At 69.3% G+C, this 25119-nt stretch carries 27 protein-coding genes; 13 read left to right on the top strand and 14 right to left on the bottom strand.

From position 1 onward, the window contains the following. Positions 1-118: 118 nt before the first annotated feature. The 4 genes from ACZ3I4_RS26960 to ACZ3I4_RS26945 all read right to left on the bottom strand — a co-directional run bounded on the left by ACZ3I4_RS26960 (position 119) and on the right by ACZ3I4_RS26945 (position 4028). Entirely contained in the window at positions 119-1300 is a 1182-nt protein-coding gene (locus ACZ3I4_RS26960; protein ID WP_465384809.1) for a hypothetical protein, read from the bottom strand. Then, entirely contained in the window at positions 1297-1806 is a 510-nt protein-coding gene (locus tag ACZ3I4_RS26955; RefSeq protein WP_465384808.1) for a DUF4365 domain-containing protein, read from the bottom strand. Before ACZ3I4_RS26955 ends, ACZ3I4_RS26960 begins: the two co-directional genes overlap by 4 nt. A 238-nt stretch (positions 1807-2044) precedes the next feature. Then, entirely contained in the window at positions 2045-2791 is a 747-nt protein-coding gene (locus tag ACZ3I4_RS26950) for a LytR/AlgR family response regulator transcription factor (RefSeq protein WP_465384807.1), read from the bottom strand. Positions 2792-2834: 43 nt separating this feature from the next. Further along, positions 2835-4028, bottom strand: coding sequence for a sensor histidine kinase (locus ACZ3I4_RS26945; RefSeq protein ID WP_465384806.1), 1194 nt, complete (start codon positions 4026-4028; stop codon positions 2835-2837). Between the two features lie 147 nt (positions 4029-4175). Here ACZ3I4_RS26945 and ACZ3I4_RS26940 point away from each other — a divergent pair, with 147 nt between their 5' ends. Beyond that, on the top strand, positions 4176-5084 hold the full coding sequence (locus tag ACZ3I4_RS26940; protein WP_465384805.1) for a poly(ethylene terephthalate) hydrolase family protein: 909 nt from the start codon (positions 4176-4178) through the stop codon (positions 5082-5084). On the opposite strand, the gene ACZ3I4_RS26935 is transcribed toward ACZ3I4_RS26940, so the two are convergent. Then, positions 5081-6670: a sugar transferase gene (locus tag ACZ3I4_RS26935; protein WP_465384804.1), complete on the bottom strand. Its 1590-nt coding sequence runs from the start codon at positions 6668-6670 to the stop codon at positions 5081-5083. The genes ACZ3I4_RS26940 and ACZ3I4_RS26935 overlap by 4 nt on opposite strands. A gap of 148 nt (positions 6671-6818) precedes the next feature. Beyond that, a complete protein-coding gene (locus ACZ3I4_RS26930; RefSeq protein WP_465384803.1) occupies positions 6819-7679 on the bottom strand; it encodes an Fpg/Nei family DNA glycosylase in 861 nt (286 codons plus the stop codon). A gap of 25 nt (positions 7680-7704) precedes the next feature. On the opposite strand from ACZ3I4_RS26930, the gene ACZ3I4_RS26925 reads away from it, so the two are divergent. The 5 genes from ACZ3I4_RS26925 (at position 7705) to ACZ3I4_RS26905 (ending at position 12982) form a co-directional block, all read left to right on the top strand. Then, on the top strand, positions 7705-8880 hold the full coding sequence (locus ACZ3I4_RS26925) for a glycosyltransferase family 4 protein (RefSeq protein ID WP_465384802.1): 1176 nt from the start codon (positions 7705-7707) through the stop codon (positions 8878-8880). Between the two features lie 29 nt (positions 8881-8909). Further along, positions 8910-10430, top strand: a complete 1521-nt coding sequence (locus ACZ3I4_RS26920; protein ID WP_465384801.1) for an arylsulfotransferase family protein — start codon at positions 8910-8912, stop codon at positions 10428-10430. Positions 10431-10489: 59 nt separating this feature from the next. Next, the gene (locus tag ACZ3I4_RS26915; protein ID WP_465384800.1) at positions 10490-11323 is read left to right on the top strand and encodes an alpha/beta fold hydrolase; all 834 of its coding nucleotides are present in this window, start codon (positions 10490-10492) and stop codon (positions 11321-11323) included. Beyond that, complete coding sequence (locus tag ACZ3I4_RS26910; protein ID WP_465384799.1) at positions 11316-11894, top strand: TetR/AcrR family transcriptional regulator; 579 nt, start codon at positions 11316-11318, stop codon at positions 11892-11894. The genes ACZ3I4_RS26915 and ACZ3I4_RS26910 overlap by 8 nt, the downstream gene beginning before the upstream one ends. A 473-nt stretch (positions 11895-12367) precedes the next feature. Then, on the top strand, positions 12368-12982 hold the full coding sequence (locus ACZ3I4_RS26905; protein WP_465384798.1) for a hypothetical protein: 615 nt from the start codon (positions 12368-12370) through the stop codon (positions 12980-12982). Between the two features lie 10 nt (positions 12983-12992). Here ACZ3I4_RS26905 and ACZ3I4_RS26900 read toward each other — a convergent pair whose 3' ends face one another. Both ACZ3I4_RS26900 and soxR read right to left on the bottom strand, forming a co-directional pair. Next, positions 12993-13730 carry a VOC family protein gene (locus tag ACZ3I4_RS26900; RefSeq protein ID WP_465384797.1) on the bottom strand — a complete coding sequence of 246 codons (738 nt, stop codon included), beginning with the start codon at positions 13728-13730 and terminating at the stop codon, positions 12993-12995. Between the two features lie 10 nt (positions 13731-13740). Beyond that, entirely contained in the window at positions 13741-14178 is a 438-nt protein-coding gene (gene soxR / locus ACZ3I4_RS26895; RefSeq protein ID WP_465384796.1) for a redox-sensitive transcriptional activator SoxR, read from the bottom strand. Positions 14179-14217: 39 nt separating this feature from the next. On the opposite strand from soxR, the gene ACZ3I4_RS26890 reads away from it, so the two are divergent. Together ACZ3I4_RS26890 and ACZ3I4_RS26885 are read left to right on the top strand one after the other, a co-directional pair. Then, positions 14218-14898, top strand: coding sequence for a transketolase (locus ACZ3I4_RS26890; RefSeq protein WP_465384795.1), 681 nt, complete (start codon positions 14218-14220; stop codon positions 14896-14898). Positions 14899-14903: 5 nt separating this feature from the next. Further along, positions 14904-15773 carry a transketolase family protein gene (locus ACZ3I4_RS26885; protein ID WP_465384794.1) on the top strand — a complete coding sequence of 290 codons (870 nt, stop codon included), beginning with the start codon at positions 14904-14906 and terminating at the stop codon, positions 15771-15773. A 9-nt stretch (positions 15774-15782) separates the two neighbouring features. On the opposite strand, the gene ACZ3I4_RS26880 is transcribed toward ACZ3I4_RS26885, so the two are convergent. After that, positions 15783-16220 carry a hypothetical protein gene (locus tag ACZ3I4_RS26880; protein WP_465384793.1) on the bottom strand — a complete coding sequence of 146 codons (438 nt, stop codon included), beginning with the start codon at positions 16218-16220 and terminating at the stop codon, positions 15783-15785. A 58-nt stretch (positions 16221-16278) separates the two neighbouring features. Further along, complete coding sequence (locus ACZ3I4_RS26875; protein WP_465384792.1) at positions 16279-17409, bottom strand: acetyl-CoA C-acyltransferase; 1131 nt, start codon at positions 17407-17409, stop codon at positions 16279-16281. Positions 17410-17444: 35 nt separating this feature from the next. On the opposite strand from ACZ3I4_RS26875, the gene ACZ3I4_RS26870 reads away from it, so the two are divergent. After that, entirely contained in the window at positions 17445-17852 is a 408-nt protein-coding gene (locus ACZ3I4_RS26870; protein WP_465384791.1) for a PH domain-containing protein, read from the top strand. Here the strand turns inward: ACZ3I4_RS26870 and ACZ3I4_RS26865 are convergent. Next, positions 17849-18760: a rhomboid family intramembrane serine protease gene (locus ACZ3I4_RS26865; RefSeq protein ID WP_465384790.1), complete on the bottom strand. Its 912-nt coding sequence runs from the start codon at positions 18758-18760 to the stop codon at positions 17849-17851. The two genes, ACZ3I4_RS26870 and ACZ3I4_RS26865, sit on opposite strands and share 4 nt — an antisense overlap. A 14-nt stretch (positions 18761-18774) precedes the next feature. Further along, positions 18775-19305 (bottom strand): peptidylprolyl isomerase, encoded by a 531-nt coding sequence (locus ACZ3I4_RS26860; protein ID WP_465384789.1) that lies wholly within the window; start codon positions 19303-19305, stop codon positions 18775-18777. Between the two features lie 160 nt (positions 19306-19465). Between ACZ3I4_RS26860 and ACZ3I4_RS26855 the strand changes: the two genes are divergently transcribed. Continuing rightward, positions 19466-20104 carry a hypothetical protein gene (locus tag ACZ3I4_RS26855; RefSeq protein ID WP_465384788.1) on the top strand — a complete coding sequence of 213 codons (639 nt, stop codon included), beginning with the start codon at positions 19466-19468 and terminating at the stop codon, positions 20102-20104. 60 nt (positions 20105-20164) lie between these two features. Here ACZ3I4_RS26855 and ACZ3I4_RS26850 read toward each other — a convergent pair whose 3' ends face one another. Together ACZ3I4_RS26850 and ACZ3I4_RS26845 are read right to left on the bottom strand one after the other, a co-directional pair. After that, positions 20165-21214: a magnesium and cobalt transport protein CorA gene (locus tag ACZ3I4_RS26850; protein ID WP_465385048.1), complete on the bottom strand. Its 1050-nt coding sequence runs from the start codon at positions 21212-21214 to the stop codon at positions 20165-20167. A 156-nt stretch (positions 21215-21370) separates the two neighbouring features. Beyond that, entirely contained in the window at positions 21371-22465 is a 1095-nt protein-coding gene (locus ACZ3I4_RS26845; RefSeq protein WP_465384787.1) for an aminotransferase-like domain-containing protein, read from the bottom strand. A gap of 114 nt (positions 22466-22579) precedes the next feature. Here ACZ3I4_RS26845 and ACZ3I4_RS26840 point away from each other — a divergent pair, with 114 nt between their 5' ends. The 3 genes from ACZ3I4_RS26840 to ACZ3I4_RS26830 are packed head-to-tail and all read left to right on the top strand — an operon-like array spanning position 22580 to position 25078. After that, positions 22580-23311 (top strand): phosphocholine cytidylyltransferase family protein, encoded by a 732-nt coding sequence (locus ACZ3I4_RS26840; RefSeq protein WP_465384786.1) that lies wholly within the window; start codon positions 22580-22582, stop codon positions 23309-23311. Beyond that, complete coding sequence (locus ACZ3I4_RS26835; RefSeq protein ID WP_465384785.1) at positions 23299-24360, top strand: iron-containing alcohol dehydrogenase family protein; 1062 nt, start codon at positions 23299-23301, stop codon at positions 24358-24360. Before ACZ3I4_RS26840 ends, ACZ3I4_RS26835 begins: the two co-directional genes overlap by 13 nt. After that, complete coding sequence (locus ACZ3I4_RS26830; protein ID WP_465384784.1) at positions 24335-25078, top strand: CDP-alcohol phosphatidyltransferase family protein; 744 nt, start codon at positions 24335-24337, stop codon at positions 25076-25078. Before ACZ3I4_RS26835 ends, ACZ3I4_RS26830 begins: the two co-directional genes overlap by 26 nt. Positions 25079-25119: the final 41 nt, after the last annotated feature.

Raw genomic sequence — 25119 nt, 5'->3', positions numbered from 1 at the left:
TACGGCGATGAGCCTATTGACCATGGGTGCAGGCGTGGCGGCGACTTTGTGAACGACCTGTGGAGGTCGTCCTCGCCCGACCCGCTGTCGGCTGCACAGCTCAGGCCGAGAAGGCCGGCTAGTCGCCGCCGCTGTCGGGCACGACCTGGAACCCACCCGGATTTCTCAGGACGAGGCGGTTACCCCGCCGGATCAGGTCGCCTCGCACGAAGACGTTGAGCATCTGTTCGTGCGCCCGCGTCGCCTGCAAATAATCGTCTTCGGGCAGGTCCATCCAGATCCGCCGTAGGCGATCATCGCCCTCGACTGTTCCGGCGACGCTGATTTCGCCCGGTCCTGATCCTTCCCGATGGAGCCGTACGACGTTGCCGATCACTGACACAGCGTCCTCGGCCACCCTTTCCCGTAGCTCTTGGGCGGCTGCTTCCAGCACCGGGAAGTGGTCGTGGCGGAAGCGGATGGGCTTGAGTTGCCGTCGCGCAAGAGGCCGTGAGGCTGCCAGGGAAAGGTCCAGCTCGAACGCGTGTCCCGTGTCCCCGCCGAGCCCGACCAGGGCTTCACACAGGTTGGCGCTGACGCCGCGAGTTACTGCCGCGGTGAAGGCGTCCAGGCCGTCGGCACTGGTCAGCGCGTCGTTGGCCGCGTTGTGGGCCGCATGGACCGCGTCATAGATGCGGAGCGACACCCGCCTCTCGAAGGGCTCCAGCGGCTCGAGAGCGTCAACCTGATCACCGTTGAAGAGTGGGGTGGGCCCCGGCGTCAAGCGAGGCGGAATCGGCGTGTGTGCGGTTATGACATAGCTGCCTTCGGTTGCCGGTCCGATCAAAACGTCCCTGAGAAGCTTCAACACCTCGGTGGGTTTTCTGGCCGGTTGCACCGCCCTCGCCTGTTCGACGCTGACGGAATAGGCCGCGGCGAGAATGAGATTCCGGAGGCTCTCGAAAGCCTGGACCCCATCCTCCAGACCGATCATCCCGGGCGGGCTCTCAGCAGGGAACGCGCGAATAGTATGAACATCCATGGATACATTCGAGATGTCACGCAGGACGTCCAATTCCGAACGGTCTTCCACTATCGCGAGTACTCGCAGAGCGTCGAGTACTCGAAGGCTGTAGTCGCGAAGGTCAGGCTCGCTGGGCTGGACCGCCTCGAACTCCTCCCCGTCGACAGTCTTGACCCATTGGACGCCGAGGCCGTTGCGCTCGCGCGACTCCCAACCCCTCGACCGCAGGTACATGGCGAGCTCGAACGGAGACCGAGATGCGAGGGCATGTCGATCGGTGACATGGACATCGATCATGTCGTTGCCCCCTCCAGGTCGCCGATGATCAGGGCATGCAAGGTGTCCGTCGTCAGCAGATTCTGCCTGGGAACCGCCAGAACAACGCTCTTCGGATCGTCCGCCGTGGTGGGCTCGACCGGAAGATCGGCCATTGACAGCCAATATCCGGCCGTTCCGAGCGTCATCGCTTCGTGTTCACACCTGGCATAGCCGGACGCTTGGGCCGGAACGACAACGGTGAACAGGAAGCGGGGCACCTGAAATCCGGTCCCAGCGATCTTGTTGTAGTTGTTGATGGGTAGGCGGACCCGATAGTGGCCTTCGCGGAAGTCTGGATTCGATTTGGATTTCACCTGGCATTCCAGCCGTGGTGACCGCTGTGTGCCCCGAGGTCCCGACGTTGCGATCTGCCAGTCGACGCCATCATGGTCGAGGTTCATCTTTGTCGTGGTGAGACCGGCCGCGCCGGCCAAGGCATAGATGAAACCTTCTCCATGAAGGCCCTGGTGAACGTTGGTGTTCAAGATTCACACCGCCCCTCCGGTAGCCCGCTCGACAGATCATGCCGCCGACCCGGGTCCAGCCAGGATCCTGGATTCACCATAGGGGCACTTGCTGACGAGTGGAGTGCTCAGACGCCTAAACCATAGTGCCTTCAGGTCAATGTAGGAACAGACCTAAGTCAAAAAAGTGGATCGTGACCCCTGCCTGTGGATAAGTCTGTGGAGAACTCGGTTGGGCTGTGGAAAACCGTGTGGACGGCTAGCGGGTCCAGTCGTGTTTTACGGCTCTGATCAGGCGGTCCTTCAGCTCTCGGGTGTGGCGGCGGCTGACTGGCAGCTCGATGCCGTCGACCGAGACCACGTAGCCGGAGCCGGTCAGGCGTAGTTCGGCGATCAGGCGGATCTGCACCAGGTAGGAACGGTGGATGCGCACGAAACCGGCGTCGGCCCAGCGTTCGGCCAGGGTGGCCAGGGAGACGCGGACCAGGTGGGAGGCGTCGGAGGTGTGCAGGCGGGCGTAGTCGCCCTGTGCTTCGACCCAGCGGACCGACGAGCGGGGGAGCATGCGGGTCGTGCCGGCCAGCTCGACCGGGATGGTGGGCTCGTCGGCCGGTGGGGTCGGAGCGGCGGGAGTGGGCGCCGGGCGGGTGCCGGCCACGCGGCGCAGGGACTCGCCCAGGCGTTCGGCTCGGACGGGCTTGCGGACGTAGTCGGTGACGCCCAGGTCGAAGGCGTCGACGGCGCCGTCGTCGTAGGCGGTGACGAAGACGATGGCCGGGGGGCGGGCGAAACGGCGCAGGATGCGGGCCAGTTCCATGCCGTCGAGGCCGGGCATGCGGATGTCCAGGAAGACGGCGTCGACCTCGGTGTCGCGCAGGACGCGCAGGGCCTCGGTGGCGTCGCCCGCCCGGTGCACGTGTGCGACCCGGCCGTCCGCGTTGAGCAGGTAGGCCAGCTCGTCCAGGGCGGGCGGCTCGTCATCCACGGCCAGCACGACAAGGCTCACGCCCGGGCTCCCGGGCGTCGGCGGGCGGCGCGCGCTCGCATGGTCATGCGCGTACTCCGGGGTGGAACTTCGGCACTCGCATGCTCACCTTCGTACCGGCTCCGGGCGCCGTCTCGACCACCAGGCCGAAATGGTCGCCGAAGACCGACCTCAGTCGCTCGTCCACATTTGCCAGGCCCACGTGCTGCCCGTCGTCTGTCTCGGGCATGCCCGCGGCGAACACCGCCGGATCCATGCCGACCCCGTCGTCCTCCACCGTGATGTGGCATTCGGCTCCGGAATCCCGGGCTTCGATGCTCACCATACCGACGCCCGGCTTGCGCGACAGACCGTGGCGGACGGCGTTCTCGACCAGCGGCTGCAGGCACAGGAAGGGCAGGCCGACCGGCAGCACCTCGGGGGCGATCTGCAGGCGGACCTGCAGCCGGTCGCCGAAGCGGGCGCGTTCGATCGTGAGATAGCGGTCGATCGAGCGCAGTTCCTCGGCCAGCGTGGTGAAGTCGCCGTGGGCGCGGAACGAGTAGCGCGTGAACTCGGCGAACTCGAGGATCAGCTCACGGGCCCGCTCGGGGTCGGTGCGCACGAACGAGCCGATCGCGGTGAGCGCGTTGTAGATGAAGTGCGGGCTGATCTGGGCCCGCAGCGCCCGCACCTCGGCCTTGGCCAGCCGCTCGCGCGACGAGTCGAGCTCGGACAGCGCCAGCTGCGACCCGGCCCAGCGGGCGGCCTCCAGGGTGGCCTGCACGAGACCGGGGGCGGGCTGGTCGTCGGCCACCGCCACCATCGCGGCGGCGGCCCGCCCGTCGGGGTTGGGAAGCGGCGCCACCACGGCGCCCCGCACGACGCAGTCGACCCGGTCGCAGGGCAGGTCGGAGGCGGAGAGCACGATCGAGCGCTGAGTGTCGAGGGCCCGTACGGCGGCCGCGGTGAACTGCTCGCTGTGGTGGCTTCCCCGGCCGTCGAAGGCGAGGCAGCTGTCCCCGTCGGTGATCGTCAGCCCGGCCGCGCCGACGAGTGTGCGCAGCGGGCGGACGGCCTTGGCGGCGGTTCCGGGGCTGAGGCCGGCGCGCAGCGGGTCGGCGGCCAGCGCGGCCGTGTGCAGCACGTCGTAGGTGGCCCGCTGCATGGCGGTGGCGATACCGCGGCGGGCCCGCAGGCGTACGACGGCCACCACCGCGGCGGCCAGCGCGGCCAGCACAGCCACGACCGCCAGCACGCTGCCCACCTGTCCGGTCACGCAGGAGATAGTGGCCGGTTCGCAAGCCGGCGTCCAGCGGCCATAACGTATTGGCAGGGTGTCAATTGGTATTACCGGCCGGTAACAGACCGATCAACAATGTGACAACCATCAATACGAGGCTCACCCACACCCAGGGAGAGTTCCATGATCAGATCCGTTCCCTCGCTCCGTGCCGGTCTGGCCGCCGCCGTCCTGGCGATCAGCCTGGCCGGAGCATCGTCCGCATCCCCCGCCTTGGCCGCCGACCACCAACTCGCCGCATCCACCCTCGCGGCCAACCCGTACGAGCGCGGTCCCGCCCCCACCACCAGCAGCATCGAGGCCTCCCGCGGCTCCTTCGCGACCGCGCAGACCTCCGTCGCCCGCTCCGCGGTCAGCGGGTTCGGCGGCGGCACGATCTACTACCCGACCAGCACCACGGCGGGCACGTTCGGCGCGGTCGCCATCTCGCCCGGCTTCACCGCCTCGCAGTCCAGCGTCGCGTGGCTCGGTCCCCGGATCGCGTCGCAGGGCTTCGTGGTCATCACGATCGACACGCTGAGCACGCTCGACCAGCCGGCCAGCCGGGGCAGCCAGCTGCTGGCCGCGCTCGACTACCTGACCCGCACGAGCAGCGTCCGTACGCGCATCGACGCCGCCCGGCTCGGCGTCATGGGGCATTCGATGGGCGGCGGAGGCAGCCTGTCGGCCTCGGTGAGCCGCCCGTCCCTGCAGGCGGCCGTCCCGCTCACCCCGTGGCACGGCACCAAGAGCTGGTCGAGCGACCGGGTGCCCACGCTGATCATCGGGGCCGAGAACGACACCGTGGCCCCCGTGAGCTCACACTCCGAGCCGTTCTACACCAGCCTGCCGGCGGCCTCGGACAAGGCGTACCTGGAACTCAACAACGCCTCGCACTCGGCGCCGACCTCGACGAACGTGACGGTCGCGAAGTACAGCATCTCGTGGCTCAAGCGCTTCATCGACGACGACACCCGTTACGACCAGTTCCTGTGCCCGAACCCGTCCGGCTCGGCGATCCAGGAGTGGCGCAGCACCTGCCCGTATAGCTAGTAGGCGCCCTTGCGCTTGAGCACCACGAAGATCGTTCGCCAGAGGATGCCGAGGTCGTACGTCAGGGACCAGTTGTCGACGTAGTACAGGTCCAGGCGTACGGCCTCGTCCCACGACAGGTCGGAACGGCCCGACACCTGCCACAGGCCGGTGATGCCCGGGCGCACCAGCAGCCGGCGCCGCACGTCGCCCAGGTAGTCGCCGTCGTCGGCGGGCAGCGGGCGCGGGCCGACCAGCGACATCTCGCCCTTGAGCACGTTGATCAGCTGGGGCAGCTCGTCGAGCGAGGTGGCCCGCAGCTTGGCGCCGAACGCGAAGATCCGCGGGTCGTTCTTCATCTTGAAGAGCATGCCGTCGGACTCGTTGAGCTCCTCCAGCGTGCGCTTGCGTTCCTCGGCGTCGACATACATCGTCCGGAACTTCCACACCCGGAACGTGCGGCCCTCGTGGCCGACGCGGGGCTGGCGGAAGAAGACCGGGCCGGGGTCGGAGAGCTTGATGCCGATCGCGATGGCCATCAGGATCGGGCTGATCACCAGCAGGCCGAGGGCGGCGGCGACCCGGTCGATCAGGTTTTTCACCAGCCAGCCGGGGCCCGACAGGGTCGGTTCCTCGACATGCAGCAGCGGCAGGCCCTCGATCGGGCGGATGTGCACCCGGGGGCCGGCGATGTCGGTGAGCTGCGGAGCGACGACCAGGTCGACGCCGGTGCCCTCGAGCTGCCAGGCCAGGCGGCGCAGTTCGCCGGGCTCGGCGCTGGCCGACCCGCAGACCGCGATGGTGTCGGCGCCGACCTCGCGCACCAGCGACAGCACGTCACGGGCGGCGTAGACCGGCACGGGCGTCTCGATGCCGCGGGCGGCCGCGTACCCGTCGGTGATGTGGATGGCCACCGGGATCAGGCCGGCGGCCGGGCTGCGGGTGACCGCGGTGTAGACCTCGAGCGCCTCGGGCAGCGTGCCGACCAGAACCATCCGGTGGGCGCCATGGCCGGTCTTGCGGCGGGCGAAGTGCAGCACCTGCCGGGCGCCGACGCGGCCGGTGATCAGGAAGGCCACGGCCATCAGCGAGACCGCGGCGACCGTGCCACGCGAGAGCGGGGCCTTGGTGGCGAACGCGAGCAGCGACACGCAGGCCACCACGGTGACCGAGGTGCGCACGACGCGTTTGAACTCTTCGCTGCCCAGGCCCAGATATCGCCGGTCGTAGGTGCCGTTGGCCCAGAGCAGGATCATCCAGCCGAGCGGCAGCACGACGTACGCGAAGAAGATGAACAGCTCTTCGTTGTGCAGGAAGAACAGGCTCTTGCCGTAGAAACCCGAGCGGGACTTCTCGATGTACGTCGCGGCCAGATGGCTGGCCAGGACGACCGAGATGAGATCGAGGAAGAGCAGAGCCAGCGTGTACGGCCGGTGCCAGCGCGACAGGCGCTTGTGCTGCCGGTTCCACGCGGATCGGGGTACGCCGTTGCTCGGTGGCGGCTCCTGCTGCCACTCGAAGCTGTCGTACGGCACGGGTTTGCTCCGGCTGCTGTCGGTAACCGGGCGATGCAGGCTAGCGGTCACCTCGCCTACGTCCTCCCGCATCCGGAAAAGATTACGCACCGCGACGGGTTCGAAGGAAAGCCGCGCCGCGGAAACGTGGGACCGGGCCACTATACCGATGGATCGGGCGGAAAGAAGCGCACGTTGTGCCCGCATTCCCGGCCATGTACGTAGCGTGACCGATACGCCGCTATCGGATCAACTTGGACAGGCGTCGATCGGCCAGCGGCTTGCCCCCGGTCTGGCACGTCGCGCAGTACTGCAGGCTCTTGTCGGCGAACGACACCTCGCGGACGGCGTCGCCACAGACCGGGCAGGGCAATCCCGTACGGGCGTGGACGCGCATGCCGGCCCGCTTCTCGCCCTTGAGCTCGGCCGCTTTCATGCCGACCGACCGGGCCACCGCGTCGGTCTCGACCTCGCGCATGGCCGCGTACAGGATGTCGATCTGCTCGTCGGTCAGTTTGGCGGTGAGCGCGAACGGCGACAGCTTGGCCACGTGCAGAATCTCGTCGGAGTACGCGTTGCCGATGCCGGCCAGCACCTCCTGGTCGACCAGCACGCCCTTGACCTGCCCGTTCCGGCTCTTCAGGGCGGTCGCGAACTCGTCGCGGGACACGGCGAGCGCGTCGGGGCCGAGCCGGGACACACCCGGGACCGCGGCCGGATCGCGCACGAGATAGGCCGCCAGCGACTTCTGGGTGCCGGCCTCGGTCAGGTCGAACCCGGAGCCGTCGTCGATCCGCACCCGGATCGCGATCGGCCCGCTGCCCGGCTTGAGCGGCGCGGGCGACTTGAAGGTCTCGCGGTAGTGCAGCCAGCCGGCCCGGGCCAGGTGGACGACCAGGTGGAGGTCGTCGCCCAGACCCACGTCGAGGAACTTGCCGTGGCGCCCGGCCGAGGTGATCGGCAGGCCGGCGACGGCGGAGGCCGGCGGATCGTAGGTCTTCAGCGCGCTGAAGGAGGACACCTCGAAGCGCTCCACGGTGTGGCCGACCGCGCGCTCGCGCAGGTAGGCGGCGAGCGCCTCGACCTCAGGAAGTTCGGGCACGACCTCAACGGTAGCGTCTCCGGGCGTGAAGGTCGTCGTTGCGCACAACCGGTATCGGGAAGCGATGCCGTCCGGCGAGAACGTCATCGTCGACACCGAGATCGCCCAGCTCCGTGAGGCCGGCGTCGAGGTGCTGCCGTTCGAGCGCAGCTCCGACTCGATCGGTGACCTGCCCCTGGCCGAGAAGGCGCTGCTGCCGCTGTCCCCGATCTATGGCGGGGCCGCCCAGCGCGACCTGGCTCAGCTGCTGAAATCCCAGCGCCCCGACGTGCTGCACCTGCACAACCCGTACCCGCTGCTCTCGCCCTGGGTCGTGCGGACGGCCCATGCGCATGGCGTGCCGGTGATCCAGACCGTCCACAACTATCGCCAGGTCTGCTCGTCCGGCCTCTATTTCCGCGACGGGCACAACTGCCAGGACTGCCGGGGCAAGCTGATCGGCTGGCCCGCGGTCCAGCACCGCTGCTATCGCGGCTCGGCCGCGCAGAGCGCCCTGATGGCGACCACCCTGGCCGTGCACCGCCCGACCTGGCGCTCGGTCGACCGGTTCATCGCGCTGACCGACCGGATCGCCGACCACCTGCGCGACTACGGCATCCCCGACGAGCACATCGTGGTCAAGCCGAACGGTCTGCCCGACCCGGGTGAGCCGGCGCCGCTGGGCGAGGGCTTTCTCTACGGCGCCCGGCTCTCCCCCGAGAAGGGCCTGGGCCTGCTGCTCGAGGCCTGGCGGCGGCACCCCGACGGGTCGCTGGGCACGCTGCGGATCGCCGGTGACGGCGAATTACGGCCGCTGGCCGAGCAAGCGGCGGCCGAGCGTACGGACGTGCGGTATTTGGGCATTCTCGACCGCGAGGGGATGCGCAAGGTCCGCGACGAGTCGGCCGTGGTGATCGCGACGCCGACCTGGAACGACGTCCTGCCCACGGTGATCCTGGAGGCGCTGGCCTCGGGGCGGCCCGTGCTCGGCACCGAGGTGGGCGGCATCCCCTATCTCGTCGGCGACGAAGCGGGCTGGGTGGTCGCGCCCGAACCCGGCGCGCTGGCCGCCGGTCTCGCCCGCGCCCGGAACGAGGCCTCCCTTCGAGCCCCGGCCGCGCGGGCCCGCTACCAGCAGAAGTTCCATCCGGATGTGCTCACCCCGCGGCTGATCGGGATCTACGCCGGCCTCACAGCGAACTCTGATCATTCGTCAAGGTAGATCTCGTCGCAGCCGGGAACGCTCGCCTCGTGAGCATCTCCCGGAGAAATGTCCTGTTCGGCGTGGGTGGCGCCGTGGTGACCGGTCTCGCCGGCGGTGGCGTCGGCTATGCGCTCGGACGCGACAACGACCCCGTGGCCGCCCCTGATGATCCCGCGGCCGCGCCGGCCGGCGATCCGAAATACCGTTCCCGGCCCGACCTGCGCACGCTGCCCGACGTCACGATCACGACGGCGGCCAACGGCACGGTGGCCGGCTCGATCTTTCTGACCCCCGCCTCGGGAACCGGCCTGTGGGGTCCGCTCGTCGTCGACGAGAAGGGTTCGCCGGTCTGGTTCAAGAAGGTTCCCGACCCGGCCACCGTCGCGATCGACCTCAAGGCCCAGCAGTACCGGAACAAGCCGGTCCTGACCTGGTGGGAGGGGACCATCGGGGGCACCGGCGGTCAGGGCGTCGGTCAGGGCGAGTTCGTGATCGCCGACCAGTCGTACCGCGAGATCACCCGGATCCGCGCGGCCGGCACCGAGCAGGCCGACCAGCACGACCTGGTGATCACGCCGCGGGACACCGCGCTCTTCTGGGTCTACGACCCCATCCCGTACGACCTCAGCGCGCTCGGCGGCCCCACCGACGGCGTGCTGCACGACGGCGTGATCCAGGAGATCGACATCGCGACCGGCAAGAAGATCTTCGAGTGGCGGTCGAGTGAGCACGTGACCCTGGACGAGTCGTACGCGCCGCGGCCGGTCGGGGAATCGGAGCACCTCCCGTACGACTATTTCCACGCGAACTCGGTGGGCCTGGCCGCCGACGGCAACATCATCATCTCGGCCCGGCACACCTGGACCGTCTACAAGATCGATCGGAAGTCCGGCCAGATCCTCTGGCGGATCGGCGGCAAGAAGTCGGACTTCGAGGTCGACGAGCGTACGAAGTTCTCGTGGCAGCACGACTTCCGGCAGCGCCGCGACGGGTCGTACGGGCTGTTCGACAACGGCGCCGGGGTGACCAAGGAGAAGGAGTACTCGCGCGGGCTCGTGTTCAAGGTGGACGAGGCCGCCCGCAAGACGACGTTCGTGGCCGAGTTCCTGCACCCCGAGCGGCTGTCGGCGCCCACGCAGGGCAGCTTCCGGGAACTGGCCGACGGTGGCTCGTTCGTCGGGTGGGGGCAGATGCCGCACTTCACCGAGCACAACGCGGACGGCACCGTACGCCTGGCCGGGCACCTGCCGCTCGACAACCAGTCGTACCGGGCGTACAAGGCCGAGTGGACCGGCTCGCCGGCCGACCAGCCCGCCCTGGGCCTGCGCGTCGACGGCGGCAACGTGATCGTCTCGGCCAGCTGGAACGGCGCGACCAGGGTGGCGCGCTGGCGGGCGCGGTGGGGCACCCAGCCCGGCGCCCTCTCCGGCGGCGAGGTCGAGGAGGCGCGGACCGGCTTCGAGACGACCCTGACGGTGGCCGGAACGCCCGAGTACGTGGTGGCGGAGGCGCTGGACGCGAACGGGAAGGTGCTCGGGGTCTCATCGGCCATTCCGGTTCGGGTTTGACATCGCTGGCTAATGACGTTAGCTTTTAGCTAATGAAGTTAGCCAACAAGGGAGATGTCATGACCGAGTTTGTTTCCGTTCCGGGCGGCACCATCGCGTACGAAGTGACCGGCGAGGGCCCTCTGGTCGTCCTGGCCCACGGCATGGGCGACACCCGCGAGTCCTACCGGTTCGTGGTGCCGCAGCTGGTGGCGGCCGGATATCGGGTAGCCAACGTCGACCTGCGCGGCTGCGGCCAGTCCAGTGCCGAGTGGCCGTCCTTCACCCGTACGGACATCGCCGGCGACCTGCTCGCAGTGGTGCGCCACCTGGGCGGCCCGGCCGTGCTCGTCGGGCAGTCCATCTCGGGCGGCGCGGTCACCATCGCCGCCGCGCAGGCCCCCGAGCTGGTGCAGGGCATCGTCGAGCTCGGATCGTTCACCCGCAAGCAGTCGATCAAGCTGGGCGACCTGCGGGTGAAGTCGTACCGGGCGGGCATGACACGGCTGATGATGGCGACCATGCTGGGCAGTGTGAAGTCGTGGCACCGATACCTGGACCTCGCGTTCCCCGGACGCAAGCCGGCCGACTGGGACGAGCAGCTGCGGCGCAACGCGGCCGGCCTCGGCGAGCCGGGCCGGATGAAGGCCCTGCAGAAGATGGGCCAGGGATCTCCGGCCGACGCCGCGGCGCAACTGGCCAACGTCCGCTGCCCGGCCCTGATCATCGAGGGCTCGCTCGACCCCGACTGGGCCGACCCGCGCGCCGAGGGCGCGGCCATCGTGGCCGAGCTGCCGGCCGGCCTGGGCCAGCTCGAGGTGATCGAGGGCGCCGGACACTACCCGCACACGCAGTACCCCGACGAGACTGTCGCGGTGATGCTGCCGTTCCTCAAGGCGTACGCCCGTGCCTAGAGCCGGACTCGACCCGGCGGCCGTGACCCTCGCCGCCGCCGCACTGGCCGACGAGGTCGGGCTGGCCAACGTGACCATGGGGGCGCTGGCCGAACGGCTCGGCGTACGGGCGCCGTCGCTCTACAAGCACATCGACTCGCAGGCCGACCTCAACCGGCGGATCGCCCTGCTGGTCGCCAACGAACTGGGCGACGAGCTGCGCGAAGCCCTGCAGGGCCTCGCCGGCCGCGACGCGCTCGCCGCGGCGGCCCGCACGATGCGCAACTACATCGTCAGCCACCCCGGCCGCTACGCGGCAACGGTCCGGCTCGGCGTGACCGGCCCGGACGACCCCCTGGCCGTCGCCGGCGGACGTACGCTGACCTCCCTGTCGGCCGTCCTGTCCGGCTACAAGATCCCCCCGGCCGACACTGTGCACGCGCTACGCCTGCTGCGCAGCCTGTTCCACGGCTTCGCGACGATCGAGGCCCAGGGCGGCTTCGAGATGAACACCGACATCAACGAAAGCTTCGAGTGGCTGATCGACTTCATCGATCGAGGCTTGACCCTGAAAGCAGACGCGGCCGAATGAGTGCGGGAGCCTGAGCGGTGCTGCTAGCTTGCGACAGCGCACTGCCCGGCCATCAACTCGTGAGCCCCGTGTTCGCCGATCAGCGGACAGGCGGACGCCGGTTGCGGACAGCTCGACGCTCCACTCGCGGCCCTCGCTCGTCGACGATCAGGAGTGAAGGCGGCGACACGTTCCCCCGAACAGCGCTCGCGGCCTTCTCAAATCGAGAGGCGAGGAGATCGACGATGAGGCGGCCGGCAGGCTTGCGCGACGCCTGCTGTGGCGGCGCCGCATTCGAGCTGTCCGCGTATGGCGCGACGCCGAGCGGACGCAGGCGGCGGCTCACAGCGAGGCCGTACGCCGCATTCTGAACCAGGCAACCGCCCTGCCGCCGGAGCACTGGCGAGTGCCGCGCTGACTGCCGACCAGCCGGGACACGTCAGGGTCAGGAAGGGCAACAGCGGAGAGCCCGTGATTCCGGTAGAACCACGGACGTGATTGTTGTGGTGACCGGACCCAGTGCAGCCGGAAAAACCATATGGTGTCGCCGGCACTTTCCCGAGGACACCGTGCCCGAGTGCATCCCGGACAGCGACGACCTCCCCGGGCCCGACCCGGCGGAACAAGCGGCGTTCTGGTGCGAAGTCAACTCTCGGCGGTGGCTGCAGGCCCTGCGCCGAGAGCGCCTCACCGGATTGGCCGTCTGTGACGACGACCCGCTCAAGCTGCACTACAGCTGGTCGCTGGCCAGTATCGGGGCGCTGTCCTGGCGCCATTGGCAGGCCGAGGTTGAGGCCCACCGCCTCGCCGTGGCGGCCGGCCGGCTCGGGTTCGCGGACCTGGTTCTCGTGTCTGCGCCACCGGAAGAGGAACTTCGCCGGCGCCGCGACGCGGACTCCACGCGTCGACGTCGCAACTTCGACCTACATATCCGGCTCATGGAACCCTTACAGCAGTGGTACCAGGCCGTGGAACACGTCGGCGCCGCCAATGTCCTATGGGAACTGCCGCCTGCCGGTCTGCCCGCCGGGCTTCCGCCGCCCAGAGAAGACCGAAGCGACCTGGCCGCCTACGACGCGGTCATAGCGGCTCTCCCGCAGATCCCCTGACGGGGCAGTTCTAACCCGGTGACAGCAGGCAGAACTCGTTGCCCTCGGGGTCCTTCAGCACCAGCCACGAGATGTTGGCGTCGCCCAGGTCGGCGGGGGTGGCGCCGAGGCTCAGCAGCCGGGCGCCCTCGGTCTGCAGGTCGTCGTCCTTGTACGGGCGGATGTCGAGATGCACGCGGTTCCAGACGGTCTTCGGGGTCGGCGTGCGGACGAACTCCAGGTAGGGCCCGACTCCCTGGGACGACCGCAGCGTCGCGATCTGGTCGGTCACTTCGTGCACGGTCCAGTCCATCGCCTGGCCCCAGAAGCCGGCCATGGCTTGCGGGTCGGCGCAGTCGACCACGATCGCGGCGATCGGGCCGGTGTCCTGATAGATCGGCCGCGGCTCCAGCACGCAGAACTCGTTGCCCTCCGGGTCGGCCAGGACCTTCCAGGGAACGTCGCCCTGGCCCACGTCGGCCGGCTTCGCACCCAGCGCGATCAGGCGCTCCACAAGCTCAGCCTGGCCGGCCACCGAGGTGGAGGCCAGGTCGACGTGCACGCGGTTCTTCACCGTCTTCGGTTCGGTGGAGGCGATGAGGTCGATGCAGACGGCGACCGGATCGGGATAGACGAAGCCTTCGGGTTCGAGGTTGGTCACGCCGGGGGCCTCGCTGTCGAGGCCCCACCCGAGCACCTGTGCCCAGAACCGGCCCAGGGCGGCGTCGTCGTGGGCCTTCATGTTGATCTGCACGAGCCGGGTTGCCATGGCAACGATGTTAGGACAGCAGGATGCGGGGGCCCGACCCCTCGGCGGCCATCCGGTCATCGGGGTTGATCAGCTTGCAGCGGTGCAGGGAGAGGCATCCGCAGCCGATGCAGCCGGACAGGTCGTCGCGCAGGCGTTGCATCAGGGCGATCTTCTCTTCGAGCCGGTGCCGCCACCGGTCGGACAGCCGGGCCCAGTCGGCCCGCGTGGGCGTACGGTTCTCGGGTAGTTCGGCCAGTGCGGCCCGGATCTCGTCGAGGGAGACGCCGACCTGCTGGGCGATCCGGATGAAGGCGACCCGCCGCAGCTCGGCCCGCTCGTAGCGGCGCTGATTGCCGGTGGTGCGGGTGGAGCGGATCAGGCCCTCGCGCTCGTAGTACCGCAGGGCGGACGGCGCGACGCCGCTGCGGACCGCGAAGTCACCGATGGTCAGTGTCTCCATCGTCATCCTTGAGTTGAAGCGAACTTTAAGTTGCACTCTATCCCCATGACAGCGACAGCAGTGCACACCGACCGGCTCGGCCCCCTGCTGGAACGCATCACGGGGGACAAGAAACATCTGCCGAGCGCCCATTCGACGCTGGACGTGCTCTGGGCGCTCTACGACCGGGTGCTGCGGGTCACCCCGGAGACCGCCGACGCGCCCGACCGCGACCGCTTCCTGCTCTCCAAGGGGCACGGGCCGGCCGCCTACTACGCCGTCCTGGCGGCCAAGGGGTTCTTCCCCGAGGAGTGGCTGGACGACCTGGGCAGCTGGGACAGCCCGCTCGGCCATCACCCGGACCGCGTTCGCATCCCCGGCGTCGAGATCGGCACGGGATCGCTCGGGCACGGCCTCGGGCTCGGCGTGGGCGTCGTTCTCGGTCTAAGGGCCCAGGGCTTCACCCGTACGCGGACCTTCGTGCTGATCGGGGACGCCGAGCTCGACGAGGGTTCCAACCACGAGGCCATCGCGTACGCCGCCGCGACCCGGCTGCCGATCACGGCGATCGTCATCGACAACCAGTCGTCGACGCACGGCTGGCCGGGCGGGATCGCCGCGCGGTTCCCGGGCTGGGACGTCTCCGTTGTGGACGGACGCGATCAGGACCGGCTGGAACGCGCGCTCCAACCCCGGCACGACCGCCCCAACCTGGTCGTCGCCGCCGTCGAACGCAAGGGGAGCTGAGCAAGATGAGGGAAACGTTCGTGGCCACCACGACCGCGCTGCTCGACGAGGATCCGCGTACGGCGCTGGTGCTGGCCGACATCTCGGCCGAGTCGTTCGAACCGGCGCGCCGCCGGCATCCCGACCGGGTGCTCAACGTGGGCATCCGGGAGCAGCTGATGACCGGTGTCGCGGGCGGGCTGGCGCTCACCGGCATGCGGCCCTACCTGCACTCGTACGCGCCGTTCGCGGTCGATCGGGCGTACGAGCAATTGAAGCTCGATCTCGGCCACCAGGACACGGGCGCGGTGGTGGTCAGCATCGGCGGCTCGTACGACGCGTCGGAGGAGGGCTACACGCACCAGTCACCTGGTGACGTCGCGCTGCTCGACACGCTCGACGGCTGGACCGTGCACGTGCCCGGGCATCACGACGAGGTGCCGGCGATTTTGCGCGAGGCGGCCCGGCACGACGACCGGGTCTATGTGCGCCTGGGCGTGCAGGAGAACGACCGTGCGTATTCCGACGGTGGCCGGCTGCGGGTGCTGCGCCGGGGCGGGCCGCTGGTCGTGGCGGTCGGCCCGATGCTCGATCCGGTGCTCGAGGCCACGGCCGGGCTCGACGTGACGGTCGCCTACACCAACACGCCACGCCCGCTCGACGCCGACGGCCTGCGGATGCTGACCGAGGGCGAGGTCGTCATGGTCGAGCCATATCTGGCCGGCACCTCGGCCGCCGCGGTGAGCAGCGCCCTCGCCGGTGTGCCGCACCGGGTGATGCACCTGGGGGTCGGGCGCACCGAGATCCGGCGTTACGGCAACTGGCGCGACCACGCGCGGGCGCACGGCCTCGACGCCGCGGGCCTGCGAGCGTCGATCGTGGACTTCCTCGGCTGAACGAGAAGCCTAGGCGGCCAGGGCGTGCTTGGCGTGGAAGATCTCGCGCAGCCGCCCGTCCATGTGCCACACGGCGTCCGGGGTGCTCAGCCGCATCCGGAACCGCTCGCGCACCCCGTCGACCGCCGTCGCGGCGATGTCGAGGGCCGAGCGGGACGCCGTCGGGCTCCACGAGACGTTGCTCAGGTGCCGCAGGTTGGCGTTGAGGTGCAGGCGCAACCGGTGCAGCACCTTGGTCTCCTGCGTCACGACGAGCCGCCGGTGCGTCAGCACCAGCATGAACTCGCCGGAGAACGGCGCCTCGGGGCGCAGACATCGGCCGACCAGCACCGTTGTCTCGTCCGGCTCGACGCAGCGCCGAAAGATCGGCATGTGCCGGCTCACGGTCGGGAGGGTGATACCGGCTTCGGCGGCGGCGGGAAGGAACGTACGGGAAAAGACGTCCATGTGGCGTTTAACGGCGAGCCTTCGGGGAAGTCGCTGCCGTCGGCCGATGAATGTCGAATTACAGAGTCTCGACAATCGTGGCGTTGGCCATGCCGGCGCCCTCACACATCGTCTGCAGGCCATACCTGATGCCGGACTGTCGCATGTGGTGCAGCATCGTCGTCATGATGCGCGCGCCCGATGCCCCGAGCGGGTGACCGAGGGCGATCGCCCCGCCCCGCGGATTCATCCGGGCCCGGTCGGCGCCCGTCTCGGCCAGCCAGGCCAGCGGCACCGGCGCGAAGGCCTCGTTCACCTCGTAGACGCCGATGTCGTCGATCTTCAGACCGGCCCGGGCCAGAACCTTCGCCGTGGCCGGGATGGGTGCGGTCAGCACGATCACCGGGTCGTCGGCGGCGACCACCGCGGTGTGCACGCGGGCCAGCGGGCGCAGACCGTGCGCGGCGGCCCACTCCGAGGTGGTGACGGCCAGCGCGGCGGCGCCGTCGGAGATCTGGGACGCGGTGCCCGCGGTGACCCGCCCGTCCTCGCGGAACGGCGTCTTGAGCCCGGCCAGCTTCTCGAGCGTCGTGTCACGCCGGATGCCCTCGTCACGCTTCAGGTCGGCCAGCGGCTCGATCTCGGCGTCGAACTCGCCCGCGTCCTGGGCGCGGGCGGCCGCGGCGTGGCTGGAGAGCGCGAACTCGTCGAGCTGGGCACGGGAGAAACCCCAGCGCTCGGCCACCATCTCGGCGCCGATGCCCTGGTTGAACGAGTCGACGCCATATCGGGTCCGGAGCGTTTCCCCGTACGGGTCGGCGCCCTGCCCGCTCGAACCCATCGGCACCCGGGTCATCGACTCGACCCCGCCCGCCACGACCAGGTCGGCCTGCCCGGAGATCACGGTCGCGGCCGCGAAGTGCAGCGCCTGCTGGCTGGAGCCGCACTGCCGGTCGATGGTCGTGCCCGGCACCGCCTCGGGCCAGCCCGCCGCCAGCACGGCGTTGCGCCCGATGTTCCACGACTGCTCAGCCACCTGGGAGACGCAGCCCCACATCACGTCGTCGACGACAGCCGGGTCGAAGCCGGTGCGCTCGGCCAGGGCCCGCAGCACGTGCGCCGACAAATCGACCGGGTGCACGCCGGCGAGGCCGCCGCCGCGCCGGCCGATCGGGGTCCGAACCGCTCCGACGATCACCGCATCACGCATGACTCGACGGTAGCCCGAACTGCCATAGTGGTGACATGCAGTGGCGCATCAAGCCTGTTCTCCCGGTCAGCAAGCTCATCGCCGTGGTCGCCGTCGTGGTGCTGGCGTTCGCCTTCGCGGGCTACGACCTCGTGCGCTGGGCGCTGGCCGCGGTGCTCGTGGTGGCGCTGCTTCTGTGGGCTCTGCGCGACCTGGTCCGGCCGGTGCGCCTGGCCGCCGACGCCGAGGGCGTGACCGTGGTGACGGGTTTCCTGGGCCGGCGCCGGCTCGACTGGGGCCAGATCGAGCGCGTACGGGTCGACCGCCGCTCGCATAGGGGCCTGCGCAGCGAATTCCTCGAGCTGGACGCGGGCGACGCCATCTATCTGTTCAGCGCCAACGACCTGGGCGACCTGCCCGACGACGTGGCCGCCGCGCTGGCCGACCTGCGGGTGGCGAGCTAACCCAGCAGCACCGTGGTGCGCATCACCGCGGCTATCAGCAGCACGACGAACACGGCCGCACAGCCCGCGGCCTGGATCTGGCTGCGTCTCTTCGTGGGGGCGTACGCGAGAACGAAGGCGACCACCCCGCCGATCACCAGGCCGCCGATGTGACCCGCGACCGAGATGTTCGGGACGCTGAACGTGAAGAGCAGGTTGACTACCAGCAGGGGGATCAGCTGGGTGATGTCGAGGCGCAGCCGCCGGTTCACCACGATCATTGCCAGGACCAGGCCGAAGATCGAGGTCGAGGCGCCCGCGGCCGGGGCGTTGGGGGCGGTGAAGACGTACGCCGCGACGTTGCCACCGATGCCGGCCAGCAGATAGAGCGCGGCGAAGCGCAGCGGGCCCAGCTTCTCTTCCAGATAGCGGCCCAGTTGCCACAGCAACATCATGTTGAGCAGCAAGTGCAGCACGCCGTAGTGCACGAACATCGCGGTGAACAGGCGATACCACTCACCGGCGGCGATGCCGTGCGGTTCTCCGCCGATCACGTACGGCGCGTAGCCGAGCACCGAGGCCCAGCGTGTGACGTCGGTCTGACCGCCCATCAGGCCGAACCATCCGCCCGCGCCGGCAATCGCCCGGGGGCCGCCGACGACGGCCGAGAGCACCATCACAGCGACGTTGATGCCGATCAGGCCGCGGGTCACGTAGCCGGCCCGGCCGACGCTGCTGCCGCCGAACGCCGTGCGGGCCTGGCGCTGGGTGCGCTTGCCCTCGGCCACGCATTCCGGGCACTGGTGACCGACCGACGCCTCGTTCATGCAGTCCGGGCAGATCGGCCGGTCACACCGTGTGCACCGGATGTAGGTCTCCCGCGACGGATGGCGGTAGCAGACCGGGACCGTCGAGGGAGCCTCACTCATGCATCAACGGTACTTCAGTCGTTCACGCGCTCGATCTCCACGCGCTCGATCACGACATCCTCGCGCGGACGGTCGCCCGGACCGGTCGGCGTGGTGGCGATCGAGTCGACGACCTTGGCCGACTGCTCGTCCGCGACCTGGCCGAAGATCGAGTGGCGACGGTTCAGGTGCGGGGTCGGGCCGACCGTGATGAAGAACTGCGAGCCGTTGGTGCCCGGGCCCGCGTTCGCCATGGCGAGCAGGTACGGACGGTCGAACTGCAGCTCGGGGTGGAATTCGTCACCGAACTGGAAGCCGGGGCCGCCCCGGCCGGTGCCCGTCGGGTCACCCATCTGGACCATGAAACCGGCGATCACACGGTGCGAGATCGTGCCGTCGTAGTACGGCCCGGAACCCTTCTGACCAGTGCGCGGGTCGGTGTAGTCCTTCGTGCCCTCGGCGAGCTCCACGAAGTTGCGCACAGTCGCCGGGGCGTGATCCGGGAACAGCTGCAGCCGGATCGGACCATGGTTGGTGTGCAGGATGGCGTAAAGCTTCTCGGCCACGGGTACTCCTGTCTGTGTCACGGTCGCCCCGGGGCGTACCTCGTCGGGGCGATTGGACAGTTCATTGCAGTTCGGATCCTCCCCCATGTGTCTGAAGCGGCAGCGAGGGGGTACCGAAACAGGGCACCATGCATGGCAAAGACACAGGAGGTGGGCACTGGTGATCACGACTATGCGCCGCAAGAGCCGCGGCCAGCGGATGAAGAACGAGCTCGGACAGAGTGTTGACCACTTCAAGCGTGCGGCGTCGCTCGCGGCGCAGGAGACCAGCGCGACGGTCGGACCTACGCTGAGCGCGGCGGTCGACCGGGTGCAGCCGGCCGCCGTCAAGGCCAAGGATGCGGCCTCGAGCGGCTGGGGCAGCGCGGTGGCGACGATCACCCCGCTCGTCGCCGCGGCCGGCGAGACCGTGCGGCAGACGGGCGAAAGCGCCCGGCAGACCGGCGAACTCAGCCGGCGCAAGGCCAAGAAGGCCGCCAAGCAGAACAAGAAGGCGGCCAAGACGCTGCAGAAGCGGGCCAACAAGGCGATCGGCCGTGAGCCTCGCGGACGCGGCAAGAAGCTCGTCGGCTTCGCTCTGCTCGGTGCCGCGATCGGCATCGCCGCGGCCTACGCCAACAAGCGCCGCCAGGCCGCGCAGTGGGACGAGTACGACCCGGCCGAGCCGATCAGCTCCACGACGCCGGCTGCGACCGGCGCGGACGACGCGGCGTTCGAGCCCGAGGTCGTCGTCGTCGAGACGGAGAACCCGCAGGCGTACAGCTCGCAGAACGGAACCTCGCCGAACACCCCTCGGTAGAGACTGTGACGCCCAATCGGGCGGGCCCGCTCAGGCGGCCCGCCCCATTGTGGTGCCGGCTCAGAGCCAGCCGCTGCGGCGGAACACCCGGTAGAGCAGCACCGAGGCGATCAGGATGATGGTCCACCACGCCGGATAGCCGTACTGCCACGTCAGCTCGGGCATGAAAGAGAAGTTCATGCCGTAGATGCCGGCCCCCGCGGTCCACACCGTGGCGATGGCCGCCCACGCCGCGATCTTCCGCATGTCGTTGTTCTGGTCGACCGTGACCTGCGCGAGCCGTGCCTGCAGGATCGAATTGAGCAGATCGTCGAAGGACGAGACCTGTTCCACCGTACGGGTCAGGTGGTCCTGCACGTCCCGGAAGTATTTGCCGATCCGCTTGGGCACGAGCGCCACGACGGTGGCCAGGGGCCGCTGCAACGGCACCACCGCACGCCGGAACTCCACCAGCTCCCGCTTCATCTGATAGATGGCCGGGATCGGGCTCGCGTGGTCGCGGGAGAACACGCCCTCCTCGATCAGGTCGAGGTCGGCCTCGACCCGGTCGGCCACCGCGACGTAGTGGTCGACCACCCGGTCGGTCACCGCGTAGGCCACCGCCCACGGGCCCTGCTCGATCAGGTCGGCCCGCGACGACTCCAGGTCGGCCCGCACAGAGCCCAGCTCCGAGGCGTCGCCGTGCCGGACCGTGATGACGAACTGCTCGCCGACGAAGACCATCATCTGGCCGGTCTCGACCACCTGCGACGTCTCGGTGATCTCGCCGTGCGGCACGTACCGGGCGGTCCGCATGACCAGGAAGTGCACCGAGCCGAACTGCTCGAGCTTGGGCCGTTGCTCGGCCTTGACCGCGTCCTCGACGGCGAGCTCGTGCAGGCCGTACGTGTGGGCGATCTCCGACATCTCCTCCGCGCCCGGCTCGTGCAGGCCGAGCCAGACGAACGCGTCGTCGCGCTCGCACGCGATCCGCAGCGCCTCGTCGGGAGAGACATGGCCCGGCATCCGCTGACCGGCCGCGTAGACCGCGCAGTCCACCACCGCGCTGCCGGCCCGGCGTCCCGTGGTGTGGTCCTCGTGGCCGTCGGTCGTGCCGAGAATCCGGGTCATCGCGCGTACGGGGGCGGCGAAGGCTCGCGACAACGGCCTGTTCCGGTTGCGATCGCTCACCGTCACCCTCCCCCACACGGACGAAACAAACCGCCCGAGGCTACGCCCGGCGGGTCTTGCACATACCCACCGGGCGTCCGTTCCCCGCCGGTGGGATCAGGCGCGCACCTCGTCGATCGCCTCGGCCAGCCGGCGTACGCCCTCGTCGATCTGCTCGACGGTGACGGCCGAGTAGGCCAGGCGAACCGAGCTGCGGCCGCCCTCGAGCAGGAAGTCGCTGCCCTTGACGATGGCCACACCCTTCTTCATCGCCGCCGGGAAGAGCTTGTCGACGTCGACATCGGAGGGCAGGTCGACCCAGAGGAAGTATCCGCCGTCGGGCTCGGTGAAGGTAGCGCCCGGGATGTGCTTGCGTAGCGACTCGGCCAGCACGCGGGCGCGCTCACCGAGGGCGGCGCTGACCGTCGCGACCGAGCGCTCGATGTCACCCGAGACACAGAACTGGTGCACGATCGCCTCGGAGACCATACCGGGCGAAATGTAGAGGTTGGTGGCCTTTTTGGCGATCGCGTCGATCAGAGCGGCCGGGCCGACCAGGTAACCCACGCGAACGCCGGGGCACACCGTCTTGGTGAAGCTGGAGGCGTGCACGACCAGGTTGTCGGTGTCCTGCGACAGCATCGAGGGCAGGGCGTCGCCGCGGAACCGGATGTCCACGTACGGGTCGTCCTCGAAGATCGTGAATTCGTACTGCGCGGCCAGCGCGAGCAGGGCCTGCCGCTTCTCGAGCGAGAGAGTGATGCCGGCCGGGTTCTGGTAGTTCGGGATGATGTGGGCGAGCTTGGGCCGCACGCCCGACTCGAGCAGCGAACGCAGCTCGTCGACGTCGATGCCGTCGGGGCGCAGCGTGACCTGGTGCACCTTGGCGCCCAGGTTCTGCAGGCTCAGCAGCGTACGGTCGTAGGTCGGCTTCTCCACGACGACGTCGTCGCCCGGCTGAACGAGGTGGTTGAACAGGAACGCGTCGGCCTGCAGCGAGCCGTTCGTCACGATGACCTGGTCGGGCGAGACGCCGTGCTTCTCGGCGATCCACTTGCGCAGCGGGACGTAGCCGACGGACGTGCCATAAGCGGTCACACCAGCGGGATCGGCGTCGAAGGCTCGCGCGGCGGCGGCCTTGAGGCCCTCAACGTCGATGATGTCCAGCGACGGGGCGCCCCGGGCGAAAGAGATCAGCTGCTCAGCGGTCATGGCGACAAGCTTACGAGCCGTGTCTGTAGAATTTTCCTCTGCCTCGCTCCGTCCGGGCTGTGGGACTCAACCCGTTATTCTCCTGGAGTTCACCAGATAGAGGGAGAGACCCCGATGATCGGTCTGATACTCGCCGCCGGAGCCGGACGCAGGCTTCGTCCGTACACGGACACCCTGCCCAAGGCCCTCGTCCCGGTCGACGGTGAGACGACGATCATGGACATCTCGCTGCGCAACCTGGCCGCGGCCGGCCTGACCGACGTGACCATCGTCGTGGGCTACTGCGCGAGCGCCGTCGAGGAACGCCAGGCCGCTTTCGAGAGTAAGTACGGCGTCAAAATCACCCTGGTCCACAACGACAAGGCCGAGGAGTGGAACAACGCTTACTCGCTCTGGCTGGCCCGCGACCAATTCGCGCAGGGCGCGTTGATGGTCAACGGCGACACGGTTCACCCGATCAGCGTCGAAGAGACCCTCCTCGCACAGCGCGGCCCGAGCATTCTGCTCGCCGTCGACAATGTGAAGAAGCTCGCCGACGAAGAGATGAAGACGGTCTTCGGCGACGACGGACGTCTGACCCGGATCACCAAGCTGATGGATCCGGCCGAGGCCTTCGGCGAATACATCGGTGCCAACATCATCGAGGCGTCGGTGGCGGCCGAGCTGGCCGACTCGCTCAAGGCGACCTGGGAACGCGACCCCAACCTCTACTACGAGGACGGCTTCCAGGAATTCGCGAACCGCGGCGGCGAGGTCCGGGCCGCCACCATCGGCGAGGTGTCCTGGGTCGAGGTCGACAACCATGAAGACCTGGCCAAGGCCCGGGACATCGCATGCCACTACTAGCCCGGAGCGTTCAGGCGCCGCTGCACATTCATGTGCGCCGCGGCGCCGTCGCCGACCTGGGCCGCATCCTGGCCGACGGGCGGGTCTCGTCCGGCGGTGACGTCGCGGTCGTGGTCGGGCCCGGGCTGGGCGAGCGGGTGGCCGAGCTGATCCGGCCGTCGCTGCAGTCGGCCGACGTCTTCACCACCACCGGTGGCACCCTCGACGCGGCCCTCGAACTGGCGGCCAAGCTGCGCACCCGGCATTACGACGCGGTGGTCGGCATCGGCGGCGGCACGACGGTCGACACGGCGAAATACGCGGCCAACCGCTGGGGGCTGCCGATGATCTCGGTCGCCACCAGCCTGGCCAACGACGGCATCGCCTCCCCGGTGGCGAGCCTGATCAACGAGGGCGTCAAGGGGTCGTACGGGGTGCACATCCCGTTCGGCGTGATCGTCGACCTGGACTTCGTCGAGACCGGCCCCGACCGGGTCAACCGCGGCGGCATCGGCGACGTGATCAGCAACATCAGCGCGCTCGCCGACTGGGAACTGGCCCGCGAGGTCCGCGGCGAGCCGGTCGATGGTCTGGCCGCCTCACTGGCCCGCATGGGTGCCGAGGCGGTGCTGACGATGCCGGGCGACCTTGAGGACGACGCGTTCGTGACGGTGCTGGCCGAGGCGCTGATCTCCAGCGGCCTGGCCATGGCGATCTGCGGCAGCAGCCGCCCCGCCAGCGGCGGCTGCCACGAGATCATGCACGCCGTCGACTCGCTCTACCCCGGCACCGCCTCGCACGGCGAACTGGCCGGGCTGGGCGCGCTGTTCTGCACGTACCTGCGGGGCGACGAGCGGCGCTTCGCCCAGATGGCCGACTGCCTGGCCCGCCACCGCCTGCCCCGGTTGCCGTCCGACGTCGGCCTGACCAGCGACGAGTTCGTCGAGGCGGTCCACTTCGCCCCGCGCACCCGCCCCGACCGCTTTACGATCCTGGAGCACCTCGCCATGACCCCCGACGAGATCAGTGGAAAGCTGGCTTCCTATGTCGCAGCCGTCGCCGCCCGCTGACCCCGGCACCGGCCCGGCGCACGCGCCGACCGCAGCCGACTACTACGCCGTCAACCGCGGGGGCGGCCTCTTCAGCGAGGCGCTCAGCCAGCGGATCGGCGCGCAGATCGCCGTACGCGCCTACAAGTACGGCCTCGCGCCGACCGTGCTGACCGTCTTCAACCTGGGCCTGGGCGGCCTGATCTCGATCGTGGTGATCGCCGCCGCCATCCCGGTCGCCGAGGACCGGATCTGGGCCTGGCCGATCGGCCTGCTGGCCCTGATCGGCTGGCAACTGGCGTACGCCTTCGACTGCGCCGACGGCCAGCTGGCTCGCGTAACCGGCCGCAGCAGCGCAGCCGGCGGTCGCCTCGACGTCCTCTGCGACGTGGCCGTGCAGATCTCCCTGGTGGCGGCCCTGGCCGCAACGGCCGAGGCGCAGGTGCCGGACACCCCCGCGTGGCTGCTGGCCGCCTTCGCCGGCACCTGGATGGTCAACCTGGTGACCTCGGTAATGCAGAGCGGCGACAAGGCGGCCAGCATGGTGACCAGCCGCTCCCTGCCGGTCCGCCTGGTCAAGCTGGTCCGCGACTACGGCGCGGTGATCGCGCTGGCCGGCCTGGTGTTGACCATCGCCCCACAGTGGACAATCTGGTTCATCGGCCTGTTCACGCTGGTGAATGCCGCTTTCCTGGCCGCCAGCGTCATGTTCTCCGCCCGCGAGGCCCTGCACTCCTGACCGGCGCATCGCCCTTCGCCGCCCAGAGGATCGGGGCGGCT

Source organism: Actinoplanes sp. NPDC021490 (genome assembly GCF_055562135.1).
The sequence above is the reverse complement of the archived record's forward strand: the minus strand, read 5'-3'. Positions and strand labels throughout refer to the sequence as shown.

Coding starts and splice junctions, on each gene's coding strand:
- ACZ3I4_RS26960 (WP_465384809.1), bottom strand. CDS start 1,300: ATGATCGATGTCCATGTCACCGATCGACATGCCCTCGCATCTCGGTCT.
- ACZ3I4_RS26940 (WP_465384805.1), top strand. CDS start 4,176: ATGATCAGATCCGTTCCCTCGCTCCGTGCCGGTCTGGCCGCCGCCGTC.
- ACZ3I4_RS26935 (WP_465384804.1), bottom strand. CDS start 6,670: ATGCGGGAGGACGTAGGCGAGGTGACCGCTAGCCTGCATCGCCCGGTT.
- ACZ3I4_RS26915 (WP_465384800.1), top strand. CDS start 10,490: ATGACCGAGTTTGTTTCCGTTCCGGGCGGCACCATCGCGTACGAAGTG.
- ACZ3I4_RS26900 (WP_465384797.1), bottom strand. CDS start 13,730: ATGGCAACCCGGCTCGTGCAGATCAACATGAAGGCCCACGACGACGCC.
- soxR (WP_465384796.1), bottom strand. CDS start 14,178: ATGACGATGGAGACACTGACCATCGGTGACTTCGCGGTCCGCAGCGGC.
- ACZ3I4_RS26890 (WP_465384795.1), top strand. CDS start 14,218: ATGACAGCGACAGCAGTGCACACCGACCGGCTCGGCCCCCTGCTGGAA.
- ACZ3I4_RS26885 (WP_465384794.1), top strand. CDS start 14,904: ATGAGGGAAACGTTCGTGGCCACCACGACCGCGCTGCTCGACGAGGAT.
- ACZ3I4_RS26880 (WP_465384793.1), bottom strand. CDS start 16,220: ATGGACGTCTTTTCCCGTACGTTCCTTCCCGCCGCCGCCGAAGCCGGT.
- ACZ3I4_RS26875 (WP_465384792.1), bottom strand. CDS start 17,409: ATGCGTGATGCGGTGATCGTCGGAGCGGTTCGGACCCCGATCGGCCGG.
- ACZ3I4_RS26870 (WP_465384791.1), top strand. CDS start 17,445: ATGCAGTGGCGCATCAAGCCTGTTCTCCCGGTCAGCAAGCTCATCGCC.
- ACZ3I4_RS26865 (WP_465384790.1), bottom strand. CDS start 18,760: ATGAGTGAGGCTCCCTCGACGGTCCCGGTCTGCTACCGCCATCCGTCG.
- ACZ3I4_RS26850 (WP_465385048.1), bottom strand. CDS start 21,214: ATGACCCGGATTCTCGGCACGACCGACGGCCACGAGGACCACACCACG.
- ACZ3I4_RS26845 (WP_465384787.1), bottom strand. CDS start 22,465: ATGACCGCTGAGCAGCTGATCTCTTTCGCCCGGGGCGCCCCGTCGCTG.
- ACZ3I4_RS26840 (WP_465384786.1), top strand. CDS start 22,580: ATGATCGGTCTGATACTCGCCGCCGGAGCCGGACGCAGGCTTCGTCCG.
- ACZ3I4_RS26835 (WP_465384785.1), top strand. CDS start 23,299: ATGCCACTACTAGCCCGGAGCGTTCAGGCGCCGCTGCACATTCATGTG.
- ACZ3I4_RS26830 (WP_465384784.1), top strand. CDS start 24,335: ATGTCGCAGCCGTCGCCGCCCGCTGACCCCGGCACCGGCCCGGCGCAC.